Source organism: Telluria sp. GW821-FHT07G12, assembly GCF_059418525.1.
This window is the reverse complement of the sequence record NZ_JBWKQA010000003.1, coordinates 488,786-508,537: the sequence shown is the minus strand read 5'-3', so window position 1 is coordinate 508,537 and position 19,752 is coordinate 488,786. Positions and strand designations below refer to the sequence as shown.

At 64.8% G+C, this 19,752-nt stretch carries 16 protein-coding genes; 2 read left to right on the top strand and 14 right to left on the bottom strand.

Annotated features, from left to right (window positions below; genetic code table 11):
• Positions 1 to 21: 21 nt before the first annotated feature.
• From AC07PE_RS14755 to AC07PE_RS14745, 3 genes are read right to left on the bottom strand one after another with little or no spacing between them, the layout of a single operon-like run.
• The gene (locus tag AC07PE_RS14755; RefSeq protein ID WP_498765650.1) at positions 22 to 1,620 is read right to left on the bottom strand and encodes an OmpP1/FadL family transporter; all 1,599 of its coding nucleotides are present in this window, start codon (positions 1,618 to 1,620) and stop codon (positions 22 to 24) included.
• The gene (locus AC07PE_RS14750; protein ID WP_498765648.1) at positions 1,617 to 2,639 is read right to left on the bottom strand and encodes a transporter; all 1,023 of its coding nucleotides are present in this window, start codon (positions 2,637 to 2,639) and stop codon (positions 1,617 to 1,619) included. Before AC07PE_RS14750 ends, AC07PE_RS14755 begins: the two co-directional genes overlap by 4 nt.
• Positions 2,640 to 2,660: 21 nt before the next feature.
• The gene (locus AC07PE_RS14745) at positions 2,661 to 3,422 is read right to left on the bottom strand and encodes a C39 family peptidase (protein ID WP_498765646.1); all 762 of its coding nucleotides are present in this window, start codon (positions 3,420 to 3,422) and stop codon (positions 2,661 to 2,663) included.
• Positions 3,423 to 3,620: 198 nt separating this feature from the next.
• On the opposite strand from AC07PE_RS14745, the gene AC07PE_RS14740 reads away from it, so the two are divergent.
• A complete protein-coding gene (locus AC07PE_RS14740; RefSeq protein WP_498765644.1) occupies positions 3,621 to 4,442 on the top strand; it encodes a helix-turn-helix domain-containing protein in 822 nt (273 codons plus the stop codon).
• A 172-nt stretch (positions 4,443 to 4,614) separates the two neighbouring features.
• Positions 4,615 to 5,646: an AraC family transcriptional regulator gene (locus AC07PE_RS14735; protein WP_498765642.1), complete on the top strand. Its 1,032-nt coding sequence runs from the start codon at positions 4,615 to 4,617 to the stop codon at positions 5,644 to 5,646.
• On the opposite strand, the gene AC07PE_RS14730 is transcribed toward AC07PE_RS14735, so the two are convergent.
• The 11 genes from AC07PE_RS14730 to rluB form a co-directional block, all read right to left on the bottom strand.
• Complete coding sequence (locus AC07PE_RS14730) at positions 5,643 to 6,098, bottom strand: hypothetical protein (protein WP_498765640.1); 456 nt, start codon at positions 6,096 to 6,098, stop codon at positions 5,643 to 5,645. The genes AC07PE_RS14735 and AC07PE_RS14730 overlap by 4 nt on opposite strands.
• Positions 6,095 to 6,934 carry a hypothetical protein gene (locus AC07PE_RS14725; protein ID WP_498765638.1) on the bottom strand — a complete coding sequence of 280 codons (840 nt, stop codon included), beginning with the start codon at positions 6,932 to 6,934 and terminating at the stop codon, positions 6,095 to 6,097. Before AC07PE_RS14725 ends, AC07PE_RS14730 begins: the two co-directional genes overlap by 4 nt.
• Before the next feature lie 14 nt (positions 6,935 to 6,948).
• Positions 6,949 to 7,728: a hypothetical protein gene (locus AC07PE_RS14720; protein ID WP_498765636.1), complete on the bottom strand. Its 780-nt coding sequence runs from the start codon at positions 7,726 to 7,728 to the stop codon at positions 6,949 to 6,951.
• Between the two features lie 82 nt (positions 7,729 to 7,810).
• On the bottom strand, positions 7,811 to 8,347 hold the full coding sequence (locus AC07PE_RS14715) for a DUF6160 family protein (RefSeq protein WP_498765634.1): 537 nt from the start codon (positions 8,345 to 8,347) through the stop codon (positions 7,811 to 7,813).
• A gap of 440 nt (positions 8,348 to 8,787) precedes the next feature.
• The gene (gene typA / locus AC07PE_RS14710; RefSeq protein ID WP_498765632.1) at positions 8,788 to 10,623 is read right to left on the bottom strand and encodes a translational GTPase TypA; all 1,836 of its coding nucleotides are present in this window, start codon (positions 10,621 to 10,623) and stop codon (positions 8,788 to 8,790) included.
• 304 nt (positions 10,624 to 10,927) lie between these two features.
• Positions 10,928 to 11,848 carry a tRNA pseudouridine(55) synthase TruB gene (gene truB, locus AC07PE_RS14705; RefSeq protein WP_498765630.1) on the bottom strand — a complete coding sequence of 307 codons (921 nt, stop codon included), beginning with the start codon at positions 11,846 to 11,848 and terminating at the stop codon, positions 10,928 to 10,930.
• A complete protein-coding gene (gene rbfA, locus AC07PE_RS14700) occupies positions 11,845 to 12,273 on the bottom strand; it encodes a 30S ribosome-binding factor RbfA (RefSeq protein ID WP_498765628.1) in 429 nt (142 codons plus the stop codon). The genes truB and rbfA overlap by 4 nt, the downstream gene beginning before the upstream one ends.
• 145 nt (positions 12,274 to 12,418) lie before the next feature.
• The gene (gene infB / locus AC07PE_RS14695) at positions 12,419 to 15,289 is read right to left on the bottom strand and encodes a translation initiation factor IF-2 (protein WP_498765626.1); all 2,871 of its coding nucleotides are present in this window, start codon (positions 15,287 to 15,289) and stop codon (positions 12,419 to 12,421) included.
• A 44-nt stretch (positions 15,290 to 15,333) separates the two neighbouring features.
• Positions 15,334 to 16,899 carry a transcription termination factor NusA gene (nusA, locus tag AC07PE_RS14690; protein ID WP_498765624.1) on the bottom strand — a complete coding sequence of 522 codons (1,566 nt, stop codon included), beginning with the start codon at positions 16,897 to 16,899 and terminating at the stop codon, positions 15,334 to 15,336.
• The gene (rimP, locus tag AC07PE_RS14685) at positions 16,896 to 17,384 is read right to left on the bottom strand and encodes a ribosome maturation factor RimP (RefSeq protein ID WP_498765622.1); all 489 of its coding nucleotides are present in this window, start codon (positions 17,382 to 17,384) and stop codon (positions 16,896 to 16,898) included. Before rimP ends, nusA begins: the two co-directional genes overlap by 4 nt.
• 262 nt (positions 17,385 to 17,646) lie before the next feature.
• Complete coding sequence (gene rluB, locus AC07PE_RS14680) at positions 17,647 to 19,749, bottom strand: 23S rRNA pseudouridine(2605) synthase RluB (protein WP_498765620.1); 2,103 nt, start codon at positions 19,747 to 19,749, stop codon at positions 17,647 to 17,649.
• Positions 19,750 to 19,752: the final 3 nt, after the last annotated feature.

Here is a 19,752-nt window from a genome sequence, read left to right as displayed (position 1 = left end):
ACAACACTCCAGTAAAAAAAGTCAGAACGGGCGCACGTAGGAAGCGCCGAAATACCGCACGATCAGGCTGCCCGACACGGTGGTCGCCGCATACGGGTTGTAGATCAGGTTGAAGAAATCGTCGCAGTTCAGGTTGCAGTCGCTGCGGGCCGGGATGTTGTAGCTGCCCTTGATGTAGCTGCCGGTGACGTTCACCTCGGCACCGCTGTCGAACTTGTAGCGCACGCCCAGGCTTTTGAGCTTGGTGTCCGGCAGCGGGGCCAGGAGGCTCATCTGGTTGCCCGGGATCGAGCTCTTGCGCGGCTCGTAGCCGGCGCGCAGCGAGAGCTTTTTCGTGACGTTGATCTGGGTGCCGAAGCTGTAGTTGACCACGCTCTTGAAGCCCATCTTGAAGGTCGCCTGCTGCGAGTTCGCATAGCCGAACAGGCGCGCCATCTCGAGCAACTTGACGCTCTGGTCGAATTCGAAGGTCAGCTGGTTCCACTTGTTCCAGTCGGCGTAGCTGACGTCGGCGTTCAGCTGCACGTAGTCGGTGGCCATCAGCTTGACCCCGGCCTGGACCCGCCACGGGAATGGGATCTTGGCGGTCATGTTCCCGCTCTGGTACTCGGGAATCTCGGCCGGCATGCCGGTGACGGCGCCGACGATGGGCCCGAGCAGGCTCGAATTCAGGCCGCGCACGAAGCTGCGCAGCATCGGGTCGGCGTGGACCATGTACTGGCCGCGGAAGGTCGTGGTGCTGCCGCCCTGGTACACCAGCCCCAGCGCGAACCACTTCTTCGGCTCCCACAGGATGCCGATGTTGAAGGTCGGGTCGAAGGAGGCGTGCATGTCGAAGTCGATGTTGGCCGCCTTCTTGAAGGGGTCGACCATGCCTTCCGGACCGCCGCCGCACAGGCCGAAGGTGAGCGTGTCGATCACCGTGCCGTTACCGTCCGGGCACAGCGCCCTTTGCAGCTGGCCGACGGTGCCGAGCAGCTTGTTTGGCGCGCGGAAGTCGGTGTTGATCGCGAAGTTCGAGTACGCGATCGGCACCGCAAGGCCGATGCGCAGCGTGTCCGAGACCTTGTACGCGGCCGTCGGCGACAGGTAATTCAGGCGCTGCAGCTGGATCAGGCGGCCGTCGAAGCGCGCCGGGTCGTTCGGGTCCTTGGTGCGGTCCACGCTCATCGCCTGCGACAGGTAGACCAGGGTGCCGAAGGTCCAGTTCGAGCCGGGCGCGTTGTACGAGAAGCCCAGTCCCGGCACCGCCACCGCCGGCAGGCGCGCCTTGGGGATGCCGATGTAGGGCAGCGCCACCGCCTGCCGCACCGGCCCGCTCGAAGTGCCGTTGATCGGGTCGTCCTTGAAGCCGCCGATGTCGATGTCCGGCGCGCTCACGAACTTGTTCGGGTTGCGGATCGAGGCGACGAAGATCGTGTCGATGTGATGTGTGCCGGGCAGGCGCGCCAGGCCGGCCGGATTGAAGTGGATCGACTCGATCCCGGGCGGGTCGGCCGTCACCGCATTCCCCATCGCCATCGCGGTCGGGCTGGTGGCCAGGTTGTCGGTGACGCCGGCCCGCGCGGCCGGCGCGAGCGCGGACAAACCGGCGGCGATGACGAGCAGGCGGCGCATCATTTCAGCAGCAGCGGCACGCTCATGGTCAGCGACAGGTTCGGCGCCGACGCCGTCAGGCCCGCGCCGACGGTGACGTTGACCGTGGTCTTGGGCGTGAAGCGGTAGCCCAGGCCGATCGACAGGATGCCGGCGCTCTGGGTCTGGGTCTGGGCCTTGGCCAGGGTGCCGGCGGCGTTCTCGAACGTCAGGGTAGAACGCGCCGAGATCGATTCCTGGAACGAGAACGAGGTCGTGATCTTGTACGACAGCGCGTAGGCGAAGCCGAGGCCGAAGCCGAAGCTGGCGCCCGGCTTCACTTCACGCAGCGTGGCGCCGGACAGCTGCTGGTGCAGGTGCTTGGCCTTCAGGCCGTAGCCGAGGTTGACGGAGCCGAACAGCGCGACCGGGTCGACGATGCGGGTCACGTTGGCGCCCAGGCTGAAGCTGTTGATGCCGGAACCGGTGGCCAGGCCCTTCTGGCTGTCGACCTTGAACGGGCTCTCGCCGGTCGCCAGGCGCACACCGCTGGTGACGGTAACGGTCGGCTCGTCGCGCTTGACCTCGAGCGGCTGCCAGCGCACGTTCAGTCCCAGGTCGCCGAGGGTGTGCGAGACGCCCGAGTAGCCGGCGTTGTCCGCATAACGGCTGATGAAGGGCATGACGACGTTGGCGGTCAGGTTGTTGCGCACGCCGTAATCCATCATGAAGGTGTTGGTGACGGTGTGCGAGCTGCTGTTCTCGATCGAGAACAGGGTCGCGAAGCCGGAGCTCAGGTCGGTGTTGATCTTGTCCTGGCCGATGTAGGCGTAATTCAGCTCGTAGTTCAGCTGGAGCTGCCCTTTGCGGATCAGCGAATACTGCTTGTCGACGGCGGTCAGGGTTTCCTTCAGCAGCGTGGTGTTGTCGGCGTCGCCTTCCTTCTTGGCCAGCGCATCGCGCACCGCGTCGGAAGTGGCGGGCGTAGACGACTGCTGGGCCTGGGCCAGGGGTTGCAGGAACATGCCGCATACGGTCAGCGCCAGCAGGGAACGGATCTTCATTGGTGGTCCTTCGTGATTGGTCTATTGTTTGCGGATCGAGACGCCGCCGAAGCCGTTCAGCAGGCGCTCCATGCGCAGCTGGTCGTCGATCGGGCGCAGCAGGCCGCGGTCGCGCACGCGGTCCATGTCGGTCACGCCCAGTTCGTTGTCGGACAGCGCCAGCTTCATGACCGGCGTCTTGTCCTTCGGCGGATAGGCGATGAACAGGGTGTTGCGGTCCCACAGGGTGGCGAATTCCTCGACCGGGAAGGTGATGTTGCCCATCGCCGGATCGGCCAGGAACACCAGGCCGCCGCGCACGCCGCGCAGCACCACGAAGTGCTTGAAGCCGGCGTAGTCGATCGGCACGATGCCGGGCTGGTCGAGGGTCAGGAGGTCGGCCATCTCGGCGCGGAAGCCCGCGCTCTGCACCCCGATCGAGGCCAGGAAGCGCTTCATGTCGAGCAGCGAGAAGCCACGGCGCTCGATGATCTTGTCCTTCTCGCCGAAGGCCATCATGCCTTCCATCGACTGCTGTTCGCTGACGTCGATGCCGAGGTGGTATTTGAGGATGGTGACCAGGGCCGCCGAGCCGCAGCTGTAGTCGTAGGCCTGGTGGACGATGTTCTTGTACTTGAGCTCGGAGAACGGCTCCATGCTCACGCTTTGCACGCCGGTGGCGGCCACCGACATCGTGGTCGGGATGTCGAAGCGTTCGAGCGGACGGTCCACGGGCTCATGCTTGGCAAGTATGCCCGCGCCACCCAGTATCGCCGCCAGGACACCCAGCAGGACTGCGATCATTCATGTCTCCCCGGGACGCGTCTTGCGTTCCCTTTATGGTTCTGCTTCCGGCGTGGCGTTTTGACCACGTTTATTGCAGTTTTTCTATATTTTGTATGCAGGCAAGCTTTCCCGATGTTATAAAACGCTGTCGATTTTATAAAAAACCGCTCATTCGAAAGCGTGCCGATGAATAGCTGGGACAGGATTAGCAGTGCCTTGGGAGAACCGGTGGTCAGCGTCGAGATCGGCGGCGTGCCGCTGCGCGCCGAGCGCTACATCTTCCAGCTCGGCGGCTGCGAGGTGCCGCCGCTGGATTCGCTGGTGCTGGCCTGCCACCTGGGCGGGGCGCGCGCCACCGCCGGCCGCAGCGCCGGGCGCTCGTTCGACTTCCTGGCCGGCTCCTCGACCGTGTTCCAGCCCGGCTTCGCCAGCCGCTGGACCTTCTGCGGCGCGATCGACATGGCGATGTTCCACGTGCTCGAACCCGGCCACGAACTGGTGCGCCGCCTGCAGCTGCTGCTGAATGCGCGCACCAAGGCGCCGCCCTTCTCCGACCCGCTGGTCAACGCCAGCGCGCAGCAGCTGCTGGGCGAGCTGGCGCGTACCAGCACGCCCGACCACGGCTTCGTCGAACGGCTGTCACACCTGATGATCGAGCAGACCTGCCGCGTCCTGGAGGGCAAGACCGGACGCCACGTGCCGCACGACGCTCTGCAGCTGGGGCGCCTGCAGGGGGTGCTGGAATGGATAGGCGACAATCTGTCGAACGAACTCTCGAACGCCGAGCTGGCCGAGCGCGCCGGCGTGTCGGAGTCGCACTTCCGCCGCATCTTCCAGGAAGCGATGGGCATGACGCCGCACCGCTACGTGCTGCGCCTGCGCCTGGAACGGGTGCACGAACTGCTGACCCGCACCAGTTTTTCGATCGCCCGTGTTGCAGCGCAATGCGGCTTCAATAGCCAGAGCCACATGACGTCCTGCTTTTCCAGCGCCTACGGCATCACGCCGGCGCGCGCGCGCCAGCAGTCGCGCTTATAGAGAAAAAATGATCGTTTTTTGAAAAAGAAAGGGTCATTTTCCGACGCGCCGCCATTTCGCATGCACACATAATAAAAAAATAGCAAACGGGCGTCAGACCCGATGCAACGCAAACAAGGAGACAGAACATGGCTACAGCACGAGGCGCGTCCGCCGTGACGCGGGCGCCAGCGTGAAGTATTTGTCGGCCACGGACGTGGTGCAGCGCATCAAGAGCTGCCTCTCCGCCGAAGGCGTCGACGTCGACGGCCTGTTCAGCAAAGCCGGCCTCGGCTGGTTCGGCAATGGACAGGCGGACGGCGCCGAGCGCGCCGCCGACCTGCTGGCGCTGTCCGACCAGTTCAGCCAGCTCTGGGAAGGCCTGGCCCTGGCCAGCGGCGATCCGCTGATCGGCTTTCGCGTCTGCGCCCCCGATCCGCTCAGCTGGCTCGGGGTGCTGGGCCACCTGATGCTGGCCTCGCCGACCCTGAAGCAGGCCGCGGACAGCCTGATGCGCTACATGCCGCTGGTATCGCCGGTGGTGCGCCCGACCATCGAACCGAAGAGCGACCGCGTGCGCGTCGGCCTCAACCTGGTCGGCGGCGTGCGCCCGGTGCCGGTGCAGCGCTACGACTTCACCTGGAACCTGCTGCTCAACACCTTGCGCTTCGTCGGCGGCCGCCCCGACCTGAAGCCGGTCGCCGTCGAATACGCCTATCCGGCGCCCGGCGACAGCGCCGCCTACGCCGAGCGCTTCGGCTGCCCGGTGCGCTTCGGCGCGCCCGCCAACGCCCTCGAATTCGCCAACGCCGACATCGTCGCGCCGATCCCGACCGCCAATCCGCTCGCCGCCGAAGGCCTGTTCCGCCTGCTCGACGAGCGCCTGGTGCAGGCCGAGCGCAGCAGCTTCGCAGCGCGCGTGCGCGAGATGCTGCCGGCCATGATCGACCAGGGCGGCGCCCTTCGCGATGCCGTCGCCCGGCGCCTCGCGATCAGCGAGCGCACCCTGCAGCGGCGCCTGGCCGACGAAGGCACCGACTTCTCGACCCTGGTCGACGAAGTCCGGCGCACCATCGCCCAGCAATACCTGGGCAGCGACCGCATCAGCGTGAAAAACCTCAGCTACAAGCTGGGCTTCTCCGACCCCAGCGCCTTCCACCGCGCCTGCCTGCGCTGGTTCGGCAAGGCGCCCGGCGAGTTCCAACAAAAGGTCAAGAGCGCCTAATGTGACCACAGGCGCAGTTGGCCCTGCATTACCATTTCGCCGTTCAGGCTGATCTTGCCCAGGTTGCCGCTCACCGCGGCATGCGGGTCGGCCTGCACGCTGATCGAGTCGAAGCCGGTGTCCGTGAAGCGGGTGTAGCCCGGCAGGGTCAGCGCCACGTAATTGGTGCCGTCGGCCGCCGTCTGCGCGCTGATGTTCAGGCCCAGCATCTGGATCCGGCCGCCGATATTCCTGACCACGATATAGGTCGTGCGCTCGTCGACCTTCTGGCCGATGATGAGGCGGCTGTCCCCTAGGCTGTTGTCGGGCTGGCGGTTCAGGTTCAGGTCGACCGCGAAGCTGATGCCGTCGGCGCCGCGCACCTGCGCGAGTTCGCTGTCCGGCAGCGGCTTGGGGCCGGCGACGGCGGCGCCGCACAGGACCAGCATGGCGAGAGCGGCGAGCGTCTTCATGGCCGGAACCTGATATCGAGATACTGCAGCTGGATCGAGCCGATGCGCGAGCTGCCGAGGTCGACGTTCGGCGCCGCGACGCCACCGGCATCGCTGCGGAAGCTGATGTTCCCGATCTGCAGCGTGCCTGCTGCTGCGGCGGCGCCGGCCTCCGGCCAGTTGATGCCGATGTGCAGGCGCGAATTGCCCGCTTCGTCGGTGCGCGCATTGAAGATGCCGGCTTGGGCGGAGACGTCGGCGAGCCGCCATGGTGCCACCGGCGCCGAGCCGTCCGCGGTGGCGGCGCCGATCTTCACGCCCGACAGCACCATCGCCTCGCCGCTAGCCTCGCGGCCGTTCGGCTGCAGCGCCAGGCTGCCGATGTCCATCCGCGTCGACATGCCGAAGGCCAGGCCATCGCCCGCCGCCGGGGTCGACCACTGCAAGCCGCCGCCGTAGTACACGAGGTCCTTCAGGACCACGCTGCCGCCGTTGACGACGAAGCCCTTGTCGACGACGTCGAAATCGAAGGCCATCTGCCAGGCTTCGCGGCCCAGCGCGTTCTGCGGCATGGCGATGTTGACGATGTCCGCCCTGCCCGGCCCACGCGAGATCACGTCCAGCCGGTAAGGGTCGGCGAAAGGCGCATCGACATTGTCCGAGCGCGAGGCCGACAGGTTGCCGATGCCGACGCTGCCGCGGCCGTCCGGCGTGGTGTAGCGCATCACGGCATTGCCGGACATCGCGAAGTTCGACAGGTTGAAGCTCATGCCGTCACGGCCGCCGATCTTGGCGAGCGCGCTGTCGGACAGCGGCTCCAGCGCGAAAGCGCAAGCGGGCACCAACAGCAGGAGCATCAGGGCGCCGCGCATCAATGCCCCGGCGGATTATTGACCGGCACCATGCCGTTCAGGTTCAGCGCCATCAACTTGTCGCGCCAGTTCAGCCAGACCCCGGCCTGGGCTTCGGTCAGGGCCGGCATGCCCGCCGCGGGCTGGAAAGTCACCGGCGATTTCAGCACCGAGATCCAGAAGTCGCGGCTCGGACCACCGGCGTCGCCGGCGGTGACGGCGCCGACATCGGACAGCTTGAGCGTGCAGCCGCTGCAGCTGCCGTCCCAGCGCTTGCCGCCGCCCGGGTCCGTGAGGGTGTCGATGGCGCCTTGTGCGCCGGCGTCGATGCGCATCGCGCCGGACAGGGTCGCGATCTTCATGCCGATGTCGCCGGCAATGCCGTCGAAGCCCAGGCGCATGCCGATGACTTCGCGCTGGCCGGCGGTGCCGGTGTTGCGGTACACGAATTCGAAATAGGGATTGGTAATCTGGACCAGGCGCTGGGCGTCGCCGGCGTCGCTGCGGCCGAAGCGCAAGGCGCTGATATCGAGGTCGGCGCCGCTGCCGTTGCGCGGGCCATAGTTGTATTCGCCCAGGCGCATGTTGGCCAGGTTGGCGTTGAGGGTCACGTCGGCATCGAGGGCGATGCGGGTGAAATCGAAACCGTTGTAGCTGGAATTACTGACGGTGAACAGGCCCTGCCCGCTCACGGTGGACATCTCGCTGTCTGACAGCGCGCGCATCTGGGCCGAGGCTTGCCCTGCTGCCAGCAGGCTGCATGCGGCAAGTGCCAGTGCGAGGAAAAAACGTCTGCTCATGGAGGATCCCGACGAGCGCTTCAAGTCAAAAACGGCCCGGAGCATAACGCCCACGGGCCGTCCCATCACCAAACCGGGGGGATTAGTGAGCCCAGATGTAGACGGTGGTGCCTTGCAGCTTCATGTCTTTCATTTCGAAGCTACCGTAGGAAGCGCTCGAGTTGCCCATCTTGATCGAGTCGACGCTCATCGACAGGTTCTTGGCGGTGTCGACCAGCGGGATTGCGATCTTGACCACGTCGCCCTTCGGAGCGAAGGCAGCCAGGCCAGCGCCGCCAGTCACGGCCAGGGTGGTGCCTGCGTTCGGGGTGAAGCCGCCGGCGCCGTCCGGCAGAGCTGCCATGGCTTCCGACTGGAAGGTGGCGTTGTTGACGATGTCGATCGTGGCAGCGATTGCGCCGCTGATCTTGATGTTGTTGAAGCTCACCGAACCGCCTGCGGTGTCGGTATCGGTGTACTTGAATTCACCGATGTTGATATGCAGGTCAGCTGCGATCGACACGCCATCACGGCCGGAGACTTTAGACAGGTCGCTGTCGGCGATCGGGGTCAGGGCCGATGCGTAGGAAGCGATCGAGGACAGGGCGGCGACGACGGCGAGTTGTTTCAGCAGTTTCATGGTATCTCCAGTAATTATTGTGATCGACGGGTGTCTCTTCGGCTCCGCAGCACCTGGGAGCTAATTTCTTAATTGGAAGTCAATTAAGTGATAAGGATGTTATTACTTTCATTTCATTAAAGGCATTTTTTGTCCTGGCTCAACGAGCCAAATCGATGGATTCCTGAGCCAGTCGTTTGACGCCCTGTTTGGCAGCTTCGGTCGAGCTCAAGCGTATGCGGTGGTGCAAGATGCCCGGTTTTGATACGTGATAGGTGGGGCTTTCCCTATGAAGATGGGCGTGGACAAACGGTCCCCTGCCGATCCGCACCGGGCGGCGATGACGCACTGCGAAATCGTCCAGAGCACCTATGGATGAGTATCGAAAACACAACACTCATTACAAAGGCGAAAAAAAACCCGCTGCGAGCAGCGGGTTTCCTGTACAGCGGGAAGTGCGATTACGCAGCTTCGCGGCTGGCCTTCTTGCGCTCGTGCTCTTTCAGGTGACGCTTGCGCAGGCGGATGCTCTTCGGGGTGATCTCGACCAGTTCGTCGTCCTCGATGAATTCCACTGCGTATTCCAGCGACATCTGGATCGGCGGCACCAGGCGCACGGCTTCGTCGGTACCCGACGAACGCACGTTGGTCAGCTGCTTGCCCTTGATAGGGTTGACGACCAGGTCGTTGTCGCGCGAGTGGATACCGATGATCATGCCCTCGTACACCGGGGTGTTGTGCTCGACGAACATACGGCCGCGATCCTGCAGTTTCCAGATCGCGTAGGCCACGGCGGCGCCGTCGTCCTGCGAGATCAGCACGCCGTTACGGCGGCCAGCCAGTTCGCCCTTGCTGTTGTCGACCGGTGCGTACTCGTGGAACACGTGGCTCATCAGGCCGGTGCCGCGGGTCAGGGTCATGAATTCGCCCTGGAAGCCGATCAGGCCACGCGCCGGGATCAGGTATTCCAGACGAACACGGCCCTTGCCGTCCGATTCCATGTTCTGCAGGTCGCCACGACGACGGCCCAGTTCTTCCATGACGCCGCCCTGGTTGACTTCTTCGACGTCGACGGTCAGGTTTTCGTACGGCTCGTGGCGCACGCCATCGACCATCTTGTAGACCACGCGCGGACGCGACACGGCCAGCTCGAAGCCTTCGCGGCGCATGTTTTCCAGCAGGATGGTCAGGTGCAGTTCGCCGCGGCCCGACACTTCGAACACGGTGTCGTCATCGGTCGGCGACACGCGCAGTGCGACGTTGGCCTTCAGTTCGCGCTCGAGACGCTCGCGCAGCTGGCGGCTGGTGACGAACTTGCCTTCGCGGCCGGCCAGCGGGGAGCTGTTGACCATGAAGTTCATGGTCAGGGTCGGCTCGTCGACGGTCAGCATCGGCAGCGCTTCCGGCACGTCGGCCGCGCAGACGGTCGAACCGATACCGATTTCTTCGATACCGTTGATCAGGCAGATGTCGCCGGCGACGGCTTCATCGACCAGCACACGCTCCAGGCCCTTGAAGTTCAGCACCTGGTTGATGCGGCCCTTGATCGGGGTCGAATCAGGACCGTTCAGGATCACGACGTCCTGGCCGGTCTTCACGCGGCCACGGTTCACGCGGCCGATACCGATCTTGCCCACGTAGGACGAGTAGTCCAGCGAGGTGATCTGCATCTGCAGCGGACCGTCCGGATTGTCGTCACGCACCGGCACGTATTTCAGGATGGCGTCGAACAGCGGCTTCATGTCGCCGCCGCGCACGCTTTCGTCCATGCCGGCGTAGCCGTTCAGGCCCGAAGCGTAGACGATCGGGAAGTCCAGCTGCTCATCGGTGGCGCCCAGCTTGTCGAACAGTTCGAACGTCTGGTTGATCGCCCAGTCGGCGCGTGCGCCCGGACGGTCGATCTTGTTCACGACCACGATCGGCTTCAGGCCCAGGGCCAGCGCCTTGCGGGTCACGAAGCGGGTCTGCGGCATCGGGCCTTCCTGGGCGTCGACCAGCAGCAGCACCGAGTCGACCATCGACAGGACGCGCTCGACCTCACCGCCGAAGTCGGCGTGGCCCGGGGTGTCGACGATGTTGATGTGGGTGCCTTCGTACTCGACTGCGCAGTTCTTCGACAGAATCGTGATGCCACGTTCTTTTTCGAGGTCGTTCGAGTCCATCACGCGGGTGTCCACCGCCTGGTTTTCACGGAAAGTGCCCGACTGGCGCAGCAGCTGGTCGACCAGGGTGGTCTTGCCGTGGTCAACGTGGGCGATGATTGCAATATTACGAATTGCGCGTTTGGTGTCTGACATATGCGTTTTTCAACAGTGAATGTTGCGTGATGGGTGGAGGCGTCCGCTCAGGGGCGCTCGGCTAGTGGCGCTCGGCATAGCCGATTTCCAGAACCCGCTACTATAGCACGGTTATGCGTCGTGCTGCGCCGCAGCGACGGGAAAATACCAGAATTTCCAACGATTTGCTGCCTGTAACCAGCGTAGCGGCGAAATGTTGAATGTTGATGACGTCCCGGACGCCGCTGGCAGCATGGGGCTGCCTTACCGGGGCAGGGACGATATGAAGCATCGGCGGCGGATTTCAAGGCCCGCCGCCGGATATTTACTGCTTCGCCGCGATCAGGCGTTCCGGCGCCAGGATCGCGTACTCCTGCAGGATGGCGGTGCCCAGCAGTCTATCGCCGGCATAGACCCGCACCCTGCCCTGCTCTTGCGGCACGGCGACCTCTTCCTTGCCCAGCGCCAGGCGCTGGCCGTTCAGGAAGCGCTTTTCCAGCTCGGGCGTCAGGTCGACGCGCGGGAAGCTCGACAGCAGCGCATCGACCGGGGCCAGCAGCGACAGCGGGTTTTCAATCGCCTGCAGCTCTTCCAGGGTCACCATGTTGGCAGTGGTCAGCGAACCGACCTGCACCCGGCGCAGCGCGCTCAGGTGGGCGCCGCAGCCGAGCGCCGCGCCGATGTCCTCGCCCAGCACGCGCACATAGGTGCCCTTGCTGCAGGTGACGCGGATAGTCAGAAACGGCGCCGCGATGGCGACCATTTCCAGCTCGTGGATGGTGACCGGGCGCGCCTCGCGCTCCAGGGTCACGCCTTCGCGCGCATATTCGTACAAGGCCTTGCCGTCGCGCTTGAGGGCCGAATACATCGGCGGCACCTGCAGGATCGGGCCGCGGAAGCGCGCCAGCGCGGCTTCCACCTGTTCCGTCGTCACATCGACGTCGCGGGTTTCCAGCACCTCGCCCTCGGTATCGCCGGTGGTGGTGGTGATGCCCAGGTGGACGGTGGCCAGATAGCTTTTATCGGCTTCCAGCAGGTCCTGCGAGAACTTGGTCGCCTCGCCGAAGCACAGCGGCAGCAGGCCGGTGGCAAAGGGATCCAGGGTGCCGGTGTGGCCGGCCTTCTTGGCGTTGACGATGCGTTTCACCTTCATCAGCGCGTCGTTCGAGGACAGGCCGACCGGTTTGTCGATCAACAGCACCCCGTCGACGAGGTCGCGGGGCTTCTTCGGGGGCCGTGCATTCACTCGCTATCCGAATCTTCGTCAGTGTCTGCGGGAGCCGACTCGTCCACGTAGTCGGCGGCGCGGGTCGCATTCGCCTGGTCGATCAGGGCCGACATCGCGAGGCCGCGGCTGGTCGAGGTATCGTGCAGGAAATGCAGTTGCGGCAGCGTGTGGATGTGCAGGCGCTTGCCGAGCAGGTTGCGCAGGTAGCCGGACGCCTTGTTCAGGCCTTCGAGAGTCTGCTTGATCTCGTCCGGGCTGTCCTTCAGCAGCGTGAACCAGATCTTCGCGTGCGCGTAATCCGGGGTCAGCTTGACCTCGCTGATGGTGACCATGCCCACGCGCGGATCCTTGAGTTCGAATGCGATGAGTTCCGACAAGTCCTTCTGGATCTGGTCGGCCACGCGCAGGCCGCGCGATGGAATGCTTTTACTATGTTTGGGCATATTTTTGACTTTTTATCACGTAGGGAGGGCACCCCGTGCCCACGCGTGGGCGGAGGCCGCCCACCCTACAAAAGATTTGGGGTCAGCAGCCCTCGCGCCGCTGGCGCGAGCCTCCTGACCCCAAATGGTACTACCAAGCTAATACTTACAGCGTACGAGCGACTTCCTGCACTTCGAAGACTTCCAGAACGTCGCCGACCTGAATTTCGTTGTTGCCCTTCAGCGACAGGCCGCACTCGAGACCGGCACGGACTTCCTTCACGTCGTCCTTGAAGCGCTTCAGCGAATCGATCTCGCCGGTCCAGATCACGATGTTGTTGCGCAGCAGGCGGACCGAAGAGGTACGCTTGACCACGCCATCGGTGACCAGGCAGCCCGCGATCGCGCCGACCTTCGACACCAGGATGACCTGGCGAATCTCGACCTGGCCGGTGATGGTCTCGCGCTTCTCCGGCGCCAGCATGCCCGACAGTGCCGTCTTGATCTCGTCGATCGCATCGTAAATGATGCTGTAGTAACGGATGTCGACGCCGTTGGTCTCGGCCAGCTTGCGCGCCTGGGCATCTGCACGGGCGTTGAAGCCGATGATGACTGCCTTCGACGCGGTCGCCAGGTTGACGTCCGACTCGGTGATGCCGCCGACTGCAGCGTGGACGATCTGGACACGCACTTCCGAAGTCGAGAGCTTCTGCAGCGAACCGACCAGCGCTTCCTGCGAACCCTGCACGTCGGTCTTGACGATGAGCGGCAGGTTCTTGACTTCGCCCTCGCCCATCTGGTCGAGGATGTTTTCCAGCTTCGCTGCCTGCTGTTTGGCCAGCTTCACGTCGCGGAACTTACCTTGACGGAACAGTGCGATCTCGCGCGCCTTGCGCTCGTCCGCCATGACCATGACTTCTTCGCCGGCGCTCGGTACTTCGGTCAGGCCCTGGATCTCGACCGGGAAGGACGGACCCGCTTCGGTCACCGACTTGCCGTTCTCGTCCAGCATCGCACGGACACGGCCGAAGGACGAACCTGCCAGCACGACGTCGCCGCGCTTCAGGGTACCCGACTGCACCAGGATGGTGGCGACCGGGCCGCGGCCCTTGTCCAGGCGGGCTTCGACCACCAGACCACGCGCCAGCGATTCCACCGGTGCTTTCAGTTCCAGCACTTCGGCTTGCAGCAGCACGTTTTCCAGCAGGTCGTCGATGCCCTGGCCGGTCTTGGCCGACACCGGGACGAACGGCGACTCGCCGCCGTATTCTTCCGGCACCACGCCTTCGGCAACCAGTTCCTGGGTCACGCGGTCGGTGTTCGCACCCGGTTTATCGATCTTGTTAATTGCGACGACCAGCGGCACACCCGCAGCTTTCGCGTGGGCGATTGCTTCCTTGGTCTGCGGCATCACGCCGTCGTCCGCCGCCACCACCAGGATGACGATGTCGGTTGCCTTGGCGCCACGGGCACGCATTGCCGTAAAGGCTTCGTGACCCGGGGTATCCAGGAAGGTAACCATGCCGCGCGGGGTGTCCACGTGGTATGCACCGATGTGCTGGGTAATGCCGCCGGCTTCGCCCGCAGCAACCTTGGCGCGGCGGATGTAATCCAGCAGCGAGGTCTTGCCGTGGTCGACGTGGCCCATAACGGTCACGACCGGCGCACGCGGCTTCGACTCGAACTCGGCGTGCTCGCCCTGATCGGCCAGCAGCGCTTCCGGATCGTCCTCGGCGGCAGCGAAGGCCTTGTGGCCCATCTCTTCCACCACGATCATCGCGGTTTCCTGGTCCAGCACCTGGTTGATGGTGCACATCTGGCCCAGCTTCATCAGCTGCTTGATGACCTCGGATGCCTTCACGGACATCTTGTGCGCCAGTTCGGCCACGGTGATGGTTTCCGGCACGTGGACGTCCTTGACGATCGCCTCGGTCGGGGCCTGGAAGTTGGTTTCACGGTCGTCATGACCACGACGGCCGCCACGGCCACCGCCCGCACGCCAGCCGTCACGGCCGGTCGACGGGGCGCCACGGCCCTTCATGCCGCCGCCCGGAGCGCCGCGCTTCTTCTCGTCCGACCAGGTCGAGGCCACATTGGCCGACTTGATCGATTTCTTGTCGCCCGGCTTGGCACGCGCGCCATTGCCGGTCGAATCGGCCGGCTTGGCTTCGCCCGGCTTGGCCGTGGTTGCCGGCTTGTGCAGGGTTGCGGCTTCGGCCGTCTTCGGCTTCGGTGCAGGCACTTCCGGCGCCTTGATGACGCGGCGCGGCTGGGCCATCATGGCCTTGATCTGGGCCACTTCGTCGGCCACGGCCTTGCGTGCACGCTCGGTGGCGGCAGCGCGCTCGGCAGCTTCCTTGGCGGCTTCGTCGGATTTGCGCTTGGATTCCTCGGCAGCGGCTTTCTTGGCTTCGTCGGCGGCAGCCTTCTTGGCTTCGGCGGCAGCACCGGCGGCGCCGGCTGCGGCGTCGGCCTGGGCGGCTGCATCGGCCTGGGCGGCAACAGCCGCTTCACGCTGGGCGCGTTCCTCGGCGTCGCGCTTGGCCTGCTCTTCAGCAGCCTTGGCCTGCTCGGCCTTTTCGGATTCGAGCTTGGCCAGGCGTTCCTGCTTTTCGCGCAGTTCCGCTTCCTGGCGCGCCAGCAGTTCCGACTGGCGGCGTGCTTCCTCGTCGCGGCGCGCCTGCTCGGCGGCGTCGACGACCGGGGTCGCGGCGGCTTTGGCCGTGACCAGGTCGTCACGCTGCACGAAGGTGCGCTTCTTGCGAACTTCGACCTGGATCGTGCGCGATTTACCGCTTGCGTCAGCCTGCTTGATCTCGGAGGTTTCCTTGCGGGTGACCGTGATCTTCTTCTTTTCGCCCGATTCGACGGCGCCGTGGGTACGGCGCAGGTGGTTCAGCAGCTTATCCTTATCATCTTTGGACAAGGGATCTGACGTCGAACTTTTCTCGACGCCAGCAGAACGCAGCTGCGTCAGCAGCAAGTCCGCAGGCATCTTCAGTTCGGTGGCAAATTGGGCTACGTTGTTACTCGCCATTCAGTCCTCTTTTCTTGTGTCGCGAGATGATAAAGATTTGCAAATTATGCCTTGGCCGTTTCTGCCAGGCTCCAGGCTTTTGCCTGCAGCGCCTTGGCGCGGTCATCATATTTACTGTCGACCAGCTTCATCTCATCGTCGGTCACATCATTAAATTCGTTTTTGATCAGTTCGCGGGCACGCTCGGTCGGCAGGGCCAGGATGGCGCTGAACTCGTCGTAGGCCAGGCCCGCGAATTGCTCGAGGGTCTTGATGCCGGCAAGGCCAAGCTTGCCTGCAGTGGTGCGGTCCATCCCTTCCAGGTTGGCCAGCGCCTCTTCCATGCCCTCGAGACCTTCTTCGGAAGCGATCGCCTCGGTCACCAGCGCGTCACGGGCGCGGGTCCGCAGTTCGTTGACGGTGTCTTCGTCGAACGATTCGATTTCGAGCATTTCCGAAATGGGGACGTAAGCGATTTCCTCAAGGCTCGAGAAACCTTCCTCGACCAGGATGTTCGCCACTTCCTCGTCCACGTCCAGCTTTTCCATGAACAGGGCGCGCACGACCGCAGTTTCCTGCTCGGCCTTGTTGGCCGATTCCTCGGCCGTCATGATGTTGATCTTCCAGCCGGTCAGCTCGGACGCCAGGCGCACGTTCTGGCCCGAACGGCCGATCGCGATCGCCAGGTTTTCTTCGTCGACCACGACGTCCATCGCGTGCTTCTCTTCGTCGACCATGATCGAGGACACGTTGGCCGGGGCCAGCGCGCCGATCACGAACTGGGCCGGGTCTTCCGACCACAGCACGATGTCCACGCGCTCGCCGCCCAGCTCGCCGGTCACGGCCTGCACGCGCGAACCGCGCATGCCGACGCAGGTGCCGATCGGGTCGATGCGCTTGTCGGCCGTGAAGACGGCGATCTTGGCGCGCACGCCGGCGTCGCGGGCAGCCGATTTGATCTGCAAGAGGCCCTGCTCGATTTCCGGCACTTCCAGCTCGAACAGCTTCATGATGAATTCCGGCGCGGTGCGCGACAGGATCACCTGCGGGCCGCGCATATTGCGGTCCACGCGCAGGATGAAGGCGCGGACGCGGTCACCGATACGCAGGTTTTCCTTCGGGATCATCTGGTCGCGCGGCAGGCGCGCTTCGATCTTGCCCGATTCGACGATGGCGTCGCCGCGTTCCATGCGCTTGATGGTGCCGGTGACCATCGAGTCGCCGCGCTCCAGGAAGTCCTGCAAGATCTGCTCGCGCTCGGCGTCACGGACGCGCTGCAGCACGACCTGCTTGGTGTCCTGGGCGAAACGGCGGCCGAACTCGACCGACTCGATCGGCTCTTCGATGTATTCGTCGACTTCGATGTCGGCGATCTGCTCTTTCGCTTCGAAATGCAGGATTTCCTGGTCGGGCAGCTGCAGGCCGGCTTCATCCGGCACCACGTGCCAGCGGCGGAAGGTTTCGAATTCGCCGGTGTCGCGGTCGATGCTCACGCGAATGTCGACCTCGCCCTCGTAGCGCTTTTTCGTGGCCTGTGCCAGCGCGAACTCGAGCGCGCCGAACACGACCTCTTTATCGACATTTTTTTCGCGCGCAAGCGCATCAACCAACAACAAAATTTCGCGACTCATGCTTTGCGACTCCTAAAATCCACCTTCGGCACCAGTCGTGCCTTGTCCAGTTCGGCCAGCGTAAATTCCAATAACGCCGGACCATCCTTGCCTTCAAATTCCAATCCGATCTTGTCGCCTTCCGGTGCATGCAGGATGCCCGTCCAGGTCTTGCGATTCGCGGTGCCGGGCATCGCGACGCGCAATTTGACGGTGCATTCATGGCCGGCAAAGCGCTCGAAGTCGGCCAGGGTACGCACCGGACGGTCCAGTCCGGGCGACGACACTTCCAGGCGCTCGTAATCCACGTTTTCGACCGTGAACACGTGCGACAGCTGGTGGCTCACCGTGGCGCAATCCTCGACCGAGATCGGTCCTTTTTCGTCCGCTACCGCCGCCGGGAAATCGATGTACACGCGCAGGATGCCTCGCTCGGCACGCTCGATATCGACGAGTTCGTAGCCCAGTCCTCCGACCGTCGTGGCAATCAAATCAAACAGCTGCACTGACTTCTCCAGATTCCCGGTCCGGGTCCGGACCTCGTAAAACGATTCAACAAAAAAAAAATGGGCAACTGCCCATCTTCTTATATTTCCAACCAGATGAAAGTTCCTACACCAAACAAAACGCCGGGAAGAACTTTAATTGGTTGCGAATTATAACCCGATACAGGGCAGCCCGCAATCGCTGCGCTGCAAAATGAACAGGTATGCAACAGTTTACACCTTTGGCGGCCGGAGCGATGCTTCGGCCGCCAAATGGCGCGAATTAACCTCTGCGGCCGCGGCGCGGCATGCCGTTATCGGCAACCCGCGGACCATGCGGACGACGGTTCTGGCCGGCGCCGGCAAAGCCGAAGGTGGTCTGCAGCGGATCCGGCTGGCGCGGACCCTTGCCGCCGCCACCACCACCACCACCACCGCTGCGGCCCTGGCCCTGGCCGGCATTCCTGCCCTGGCCCTGGCCTTGACCCTGGCCGCCATTCCTGCCCTGGCCGCCACTGCGCCCCTGGCCGCCGAAACCATTGCCGCCGCGGCCCTGGGCGCCGCCCATGCCGCCGCCCTGGCCGCGCCCACCCTGCTGCGAGCCGACACGTACTACCGGCGGGCCGAACGGGTCGACGTTGCGGTTGGCGTCGGCGCGGTCGATGCGGTTGCCATCGGTACGGTCCATGCCGCCGCCGTTGCGATCCTTGCCGCCGCCGTGCTTCGGCTTCTGGCCCGGGGCCTGGGCCTGGCCGGTGCCGCCCTTCTTCTCGATGCCGAAGGCGCTCATGAAGTTGCGGACGTCGTTTTCTTCCAGCTCTTCCCAGCGGCCGCGTTTCAGGCCGGTCGGCAGGGTCATCGCGCCGTAGCGGGTACGGATCAGGCGCGAGACGGTCAGGCCGACCGCCTCGAACATGCGGCGCACCTCGCGGTTGCGGCCTTCGCCGATCACCACGCGGTACCAGCGGTTGACGCCTTCGCCGCCGCCGTCGGCGATCTTGGTGAAGGACGCGAGGCCGTCTTCCAGCTCGACGCCGGCCAGCAGTTTCTGGCGCATGCCTTCTTCCAGCTCGCCCAGGGTACGCACGGCGTACTCGCGGTCGATGTTATAGCGCGGGTGCATCAGGCGGTTCGCCAGATCGCCGGAATTCGTGAACAGCAGCAGGCCTTCGGTGTTGAAGTCGAGGCGGCCGACGGCCAGCCACTTGCCGGTTTTCATGTTCGGCAGGCGGTCGAACACCGACGGACGGCCTTCCGGATCGTCCGCGCTGACGATTTCGCCGGCCGGCTTGTGGTACACCAGCACGCGCGGCGGCTTGTTGTTGTTCACGCGGCGCTGCAGCAATTTGCCGTTGATGCGCACGGCGTCGGTCGGCAGGATGCGCTGGCCGATGTGGGCCGGCTCACCGTTCACCGACACGCGGCCGGCAATGATCAGCTCTTCCATGTCGCGGCGCGAACCCAGGCCAGCCTCGGCCAGCACCTTGTGCAGCTTCGGCGCGTCGTCGTCGGCGGTCAGGTCGCGGCGCGCATTCGACGCCTTGGACTGGCCACGGCCGCCCTCGTGGGCGTCGAAATCGCCCGAGGTGACGAAGGAGAACACGGCGTCGGCGTCGTTGGCCTTGCCGCCCTTGTTGTCCTTGCCGCCGCGGGCATTCTTGTTCTTGCCCTGCTGCTTGCCTTGCTGGCCGGCCTGGCCCTGCTGGGCTTGCTGAGCGGGCTGGCCCGGCTGGCCTGCCTGGGCCTGTTGACCCTGCTGGCCCGGCTTGCCGCGCTGCTGGCCTTTCTTGCCGTTCTTCTGACCCTGGCGCGGATCGCGGCGCTGCTCGGCGCGCTGTTCGCCACGCGGCTCGGCGCCCTGCTCCCCAGCGGCCTCGGCCGGCTGAGCAGCGACGGCGTCGGCGCTATCGGCCTGCGGACGCGGCTCGCGCGCTTCGCGCACCTGGCGCTGCTCGCGCATCTGGCGCGGGCCGCGCGGCTTGCGCTGGGCGCCGTCCTGCGCGTCCTGGCCATCGCCGTGGCTTGCCGTCGCGGCTTGCGCGGCTTCGACCGCCGGCGCGGCGGCGGGCGCCGGCGCTGCGACGGCCTGGTCGGCGTCGGCCTTCTTGGCACGCGGCTTGCGGGCCGGCTTGGCGGCCTGCTCCGCCGGAGCAGCATCGGCGGCCGGCGCGGCCACGGATGCGGCGGCCGGGCTGGCTTCGCCCTCGGCCGGCTTGACGGCGGCCTTGCGCGTACGCTTCGGCTTGGCCTCGGCGGCCACTGCGGCGCCGGCGTCCGGCTGCGCGCCCTCGGCGGCGGCCTGCGCGCGCGTGCGGCGCTTCGGCTTGGCGGCCGTCTCCAGCCCTGCTTCGACAGGGGTCGTCTCGTTGGTATCGATTGGATTCATCAT

Excerpts from the sequence above, each read along its gene's own strand:
- AC07PE_RS14755 (WP_498765650.1), bottom strand. The coding sequence starts at position 1,620 with ATGATGCGCCGCCTGCTCGTCATCGCCGCCGGTTTGTCCGCGCTCGCG.
- AC07PE_RS14750 (WP_498765648.1), bottom strand. The coding sequence starts at position 2,639 with ATGAAGATCCGTTCCCTGCTGGCGCTGACCGTATGCGGCATGTTCCTG.
- AC07PE_RS14745 (WP_498765646.1), bottom strand. The coding sequence starts at position 3,422 with ATGATCGCAGTCCTGCTGGGTGTCCTGGCGGCGATACTGGGTGGCGCG.
- AC07PE_RS14730 (WP_498765640.1), bottom strand. The coding sequence starts at position 6,098 with ATGAAGACGCTCGCCGCTCTCGCCATGCTGGTCCTGTGCGGCGCCGCC.
- AC07PE_RS14725 (WP_498765638.1), bottom strand. The coding sequence starts at position 6,934 with ATGCTCCTGCTGTTGGTGCCCGCTTGCGCTTTCGCGCTGGAGCCGCTG.
- AC07PE_RS14720 (WP_498765636.1), bottom strand. The coding sequence starts at position 7,728 with ATGAGCAGACGTTTTTTCCTCGCACTGGCACTTGCCGCATGCAGCCTG.
- AC07PE_RS14715 (WP_498765634.1), bottom strand. The coding sequence starts at position 8,347 with ATGAAACTGCTGAAACAACTCGCCGTCGTCGCCGCCCTGTCCTCGATC.
- typA (WP_498765632.1), bottom strand. The coding sequence starts at position 10,623 with ATGTCAGACACCAAACGCGCAATTCGTAATATTGCAATCATCGCCCAC.
- rbfA (WP_498765628.1), bottom strand. The coding sequence starts at position 12,273 with ATGCCCAAACATAGTAAAAGCATTCCATCGCGCGGCCTGCGCGTGGCC.
- infB (WP_498765626.1), bottom strand. The coding sequence starts at position 15,289 with ATGGCGAGTAACAACGTAGCCCAATTTGCCACCGAACTGAAGATGCCT.
- nusA (WP_498765624.1), bottom strand. The coding sequence starts at position 16,899 with ATGAGTCGCGAAATTTTGTTGTTGGTTGATGCGCTTGCGCGCGAAAAA.
- rluB (WP_498765620.1), bottom strand. The coding sequence starts at position 19,749 with ATGAATCCAATCGATACCAACGAGACGACCCCTGTCGAAGCAGGGCTG.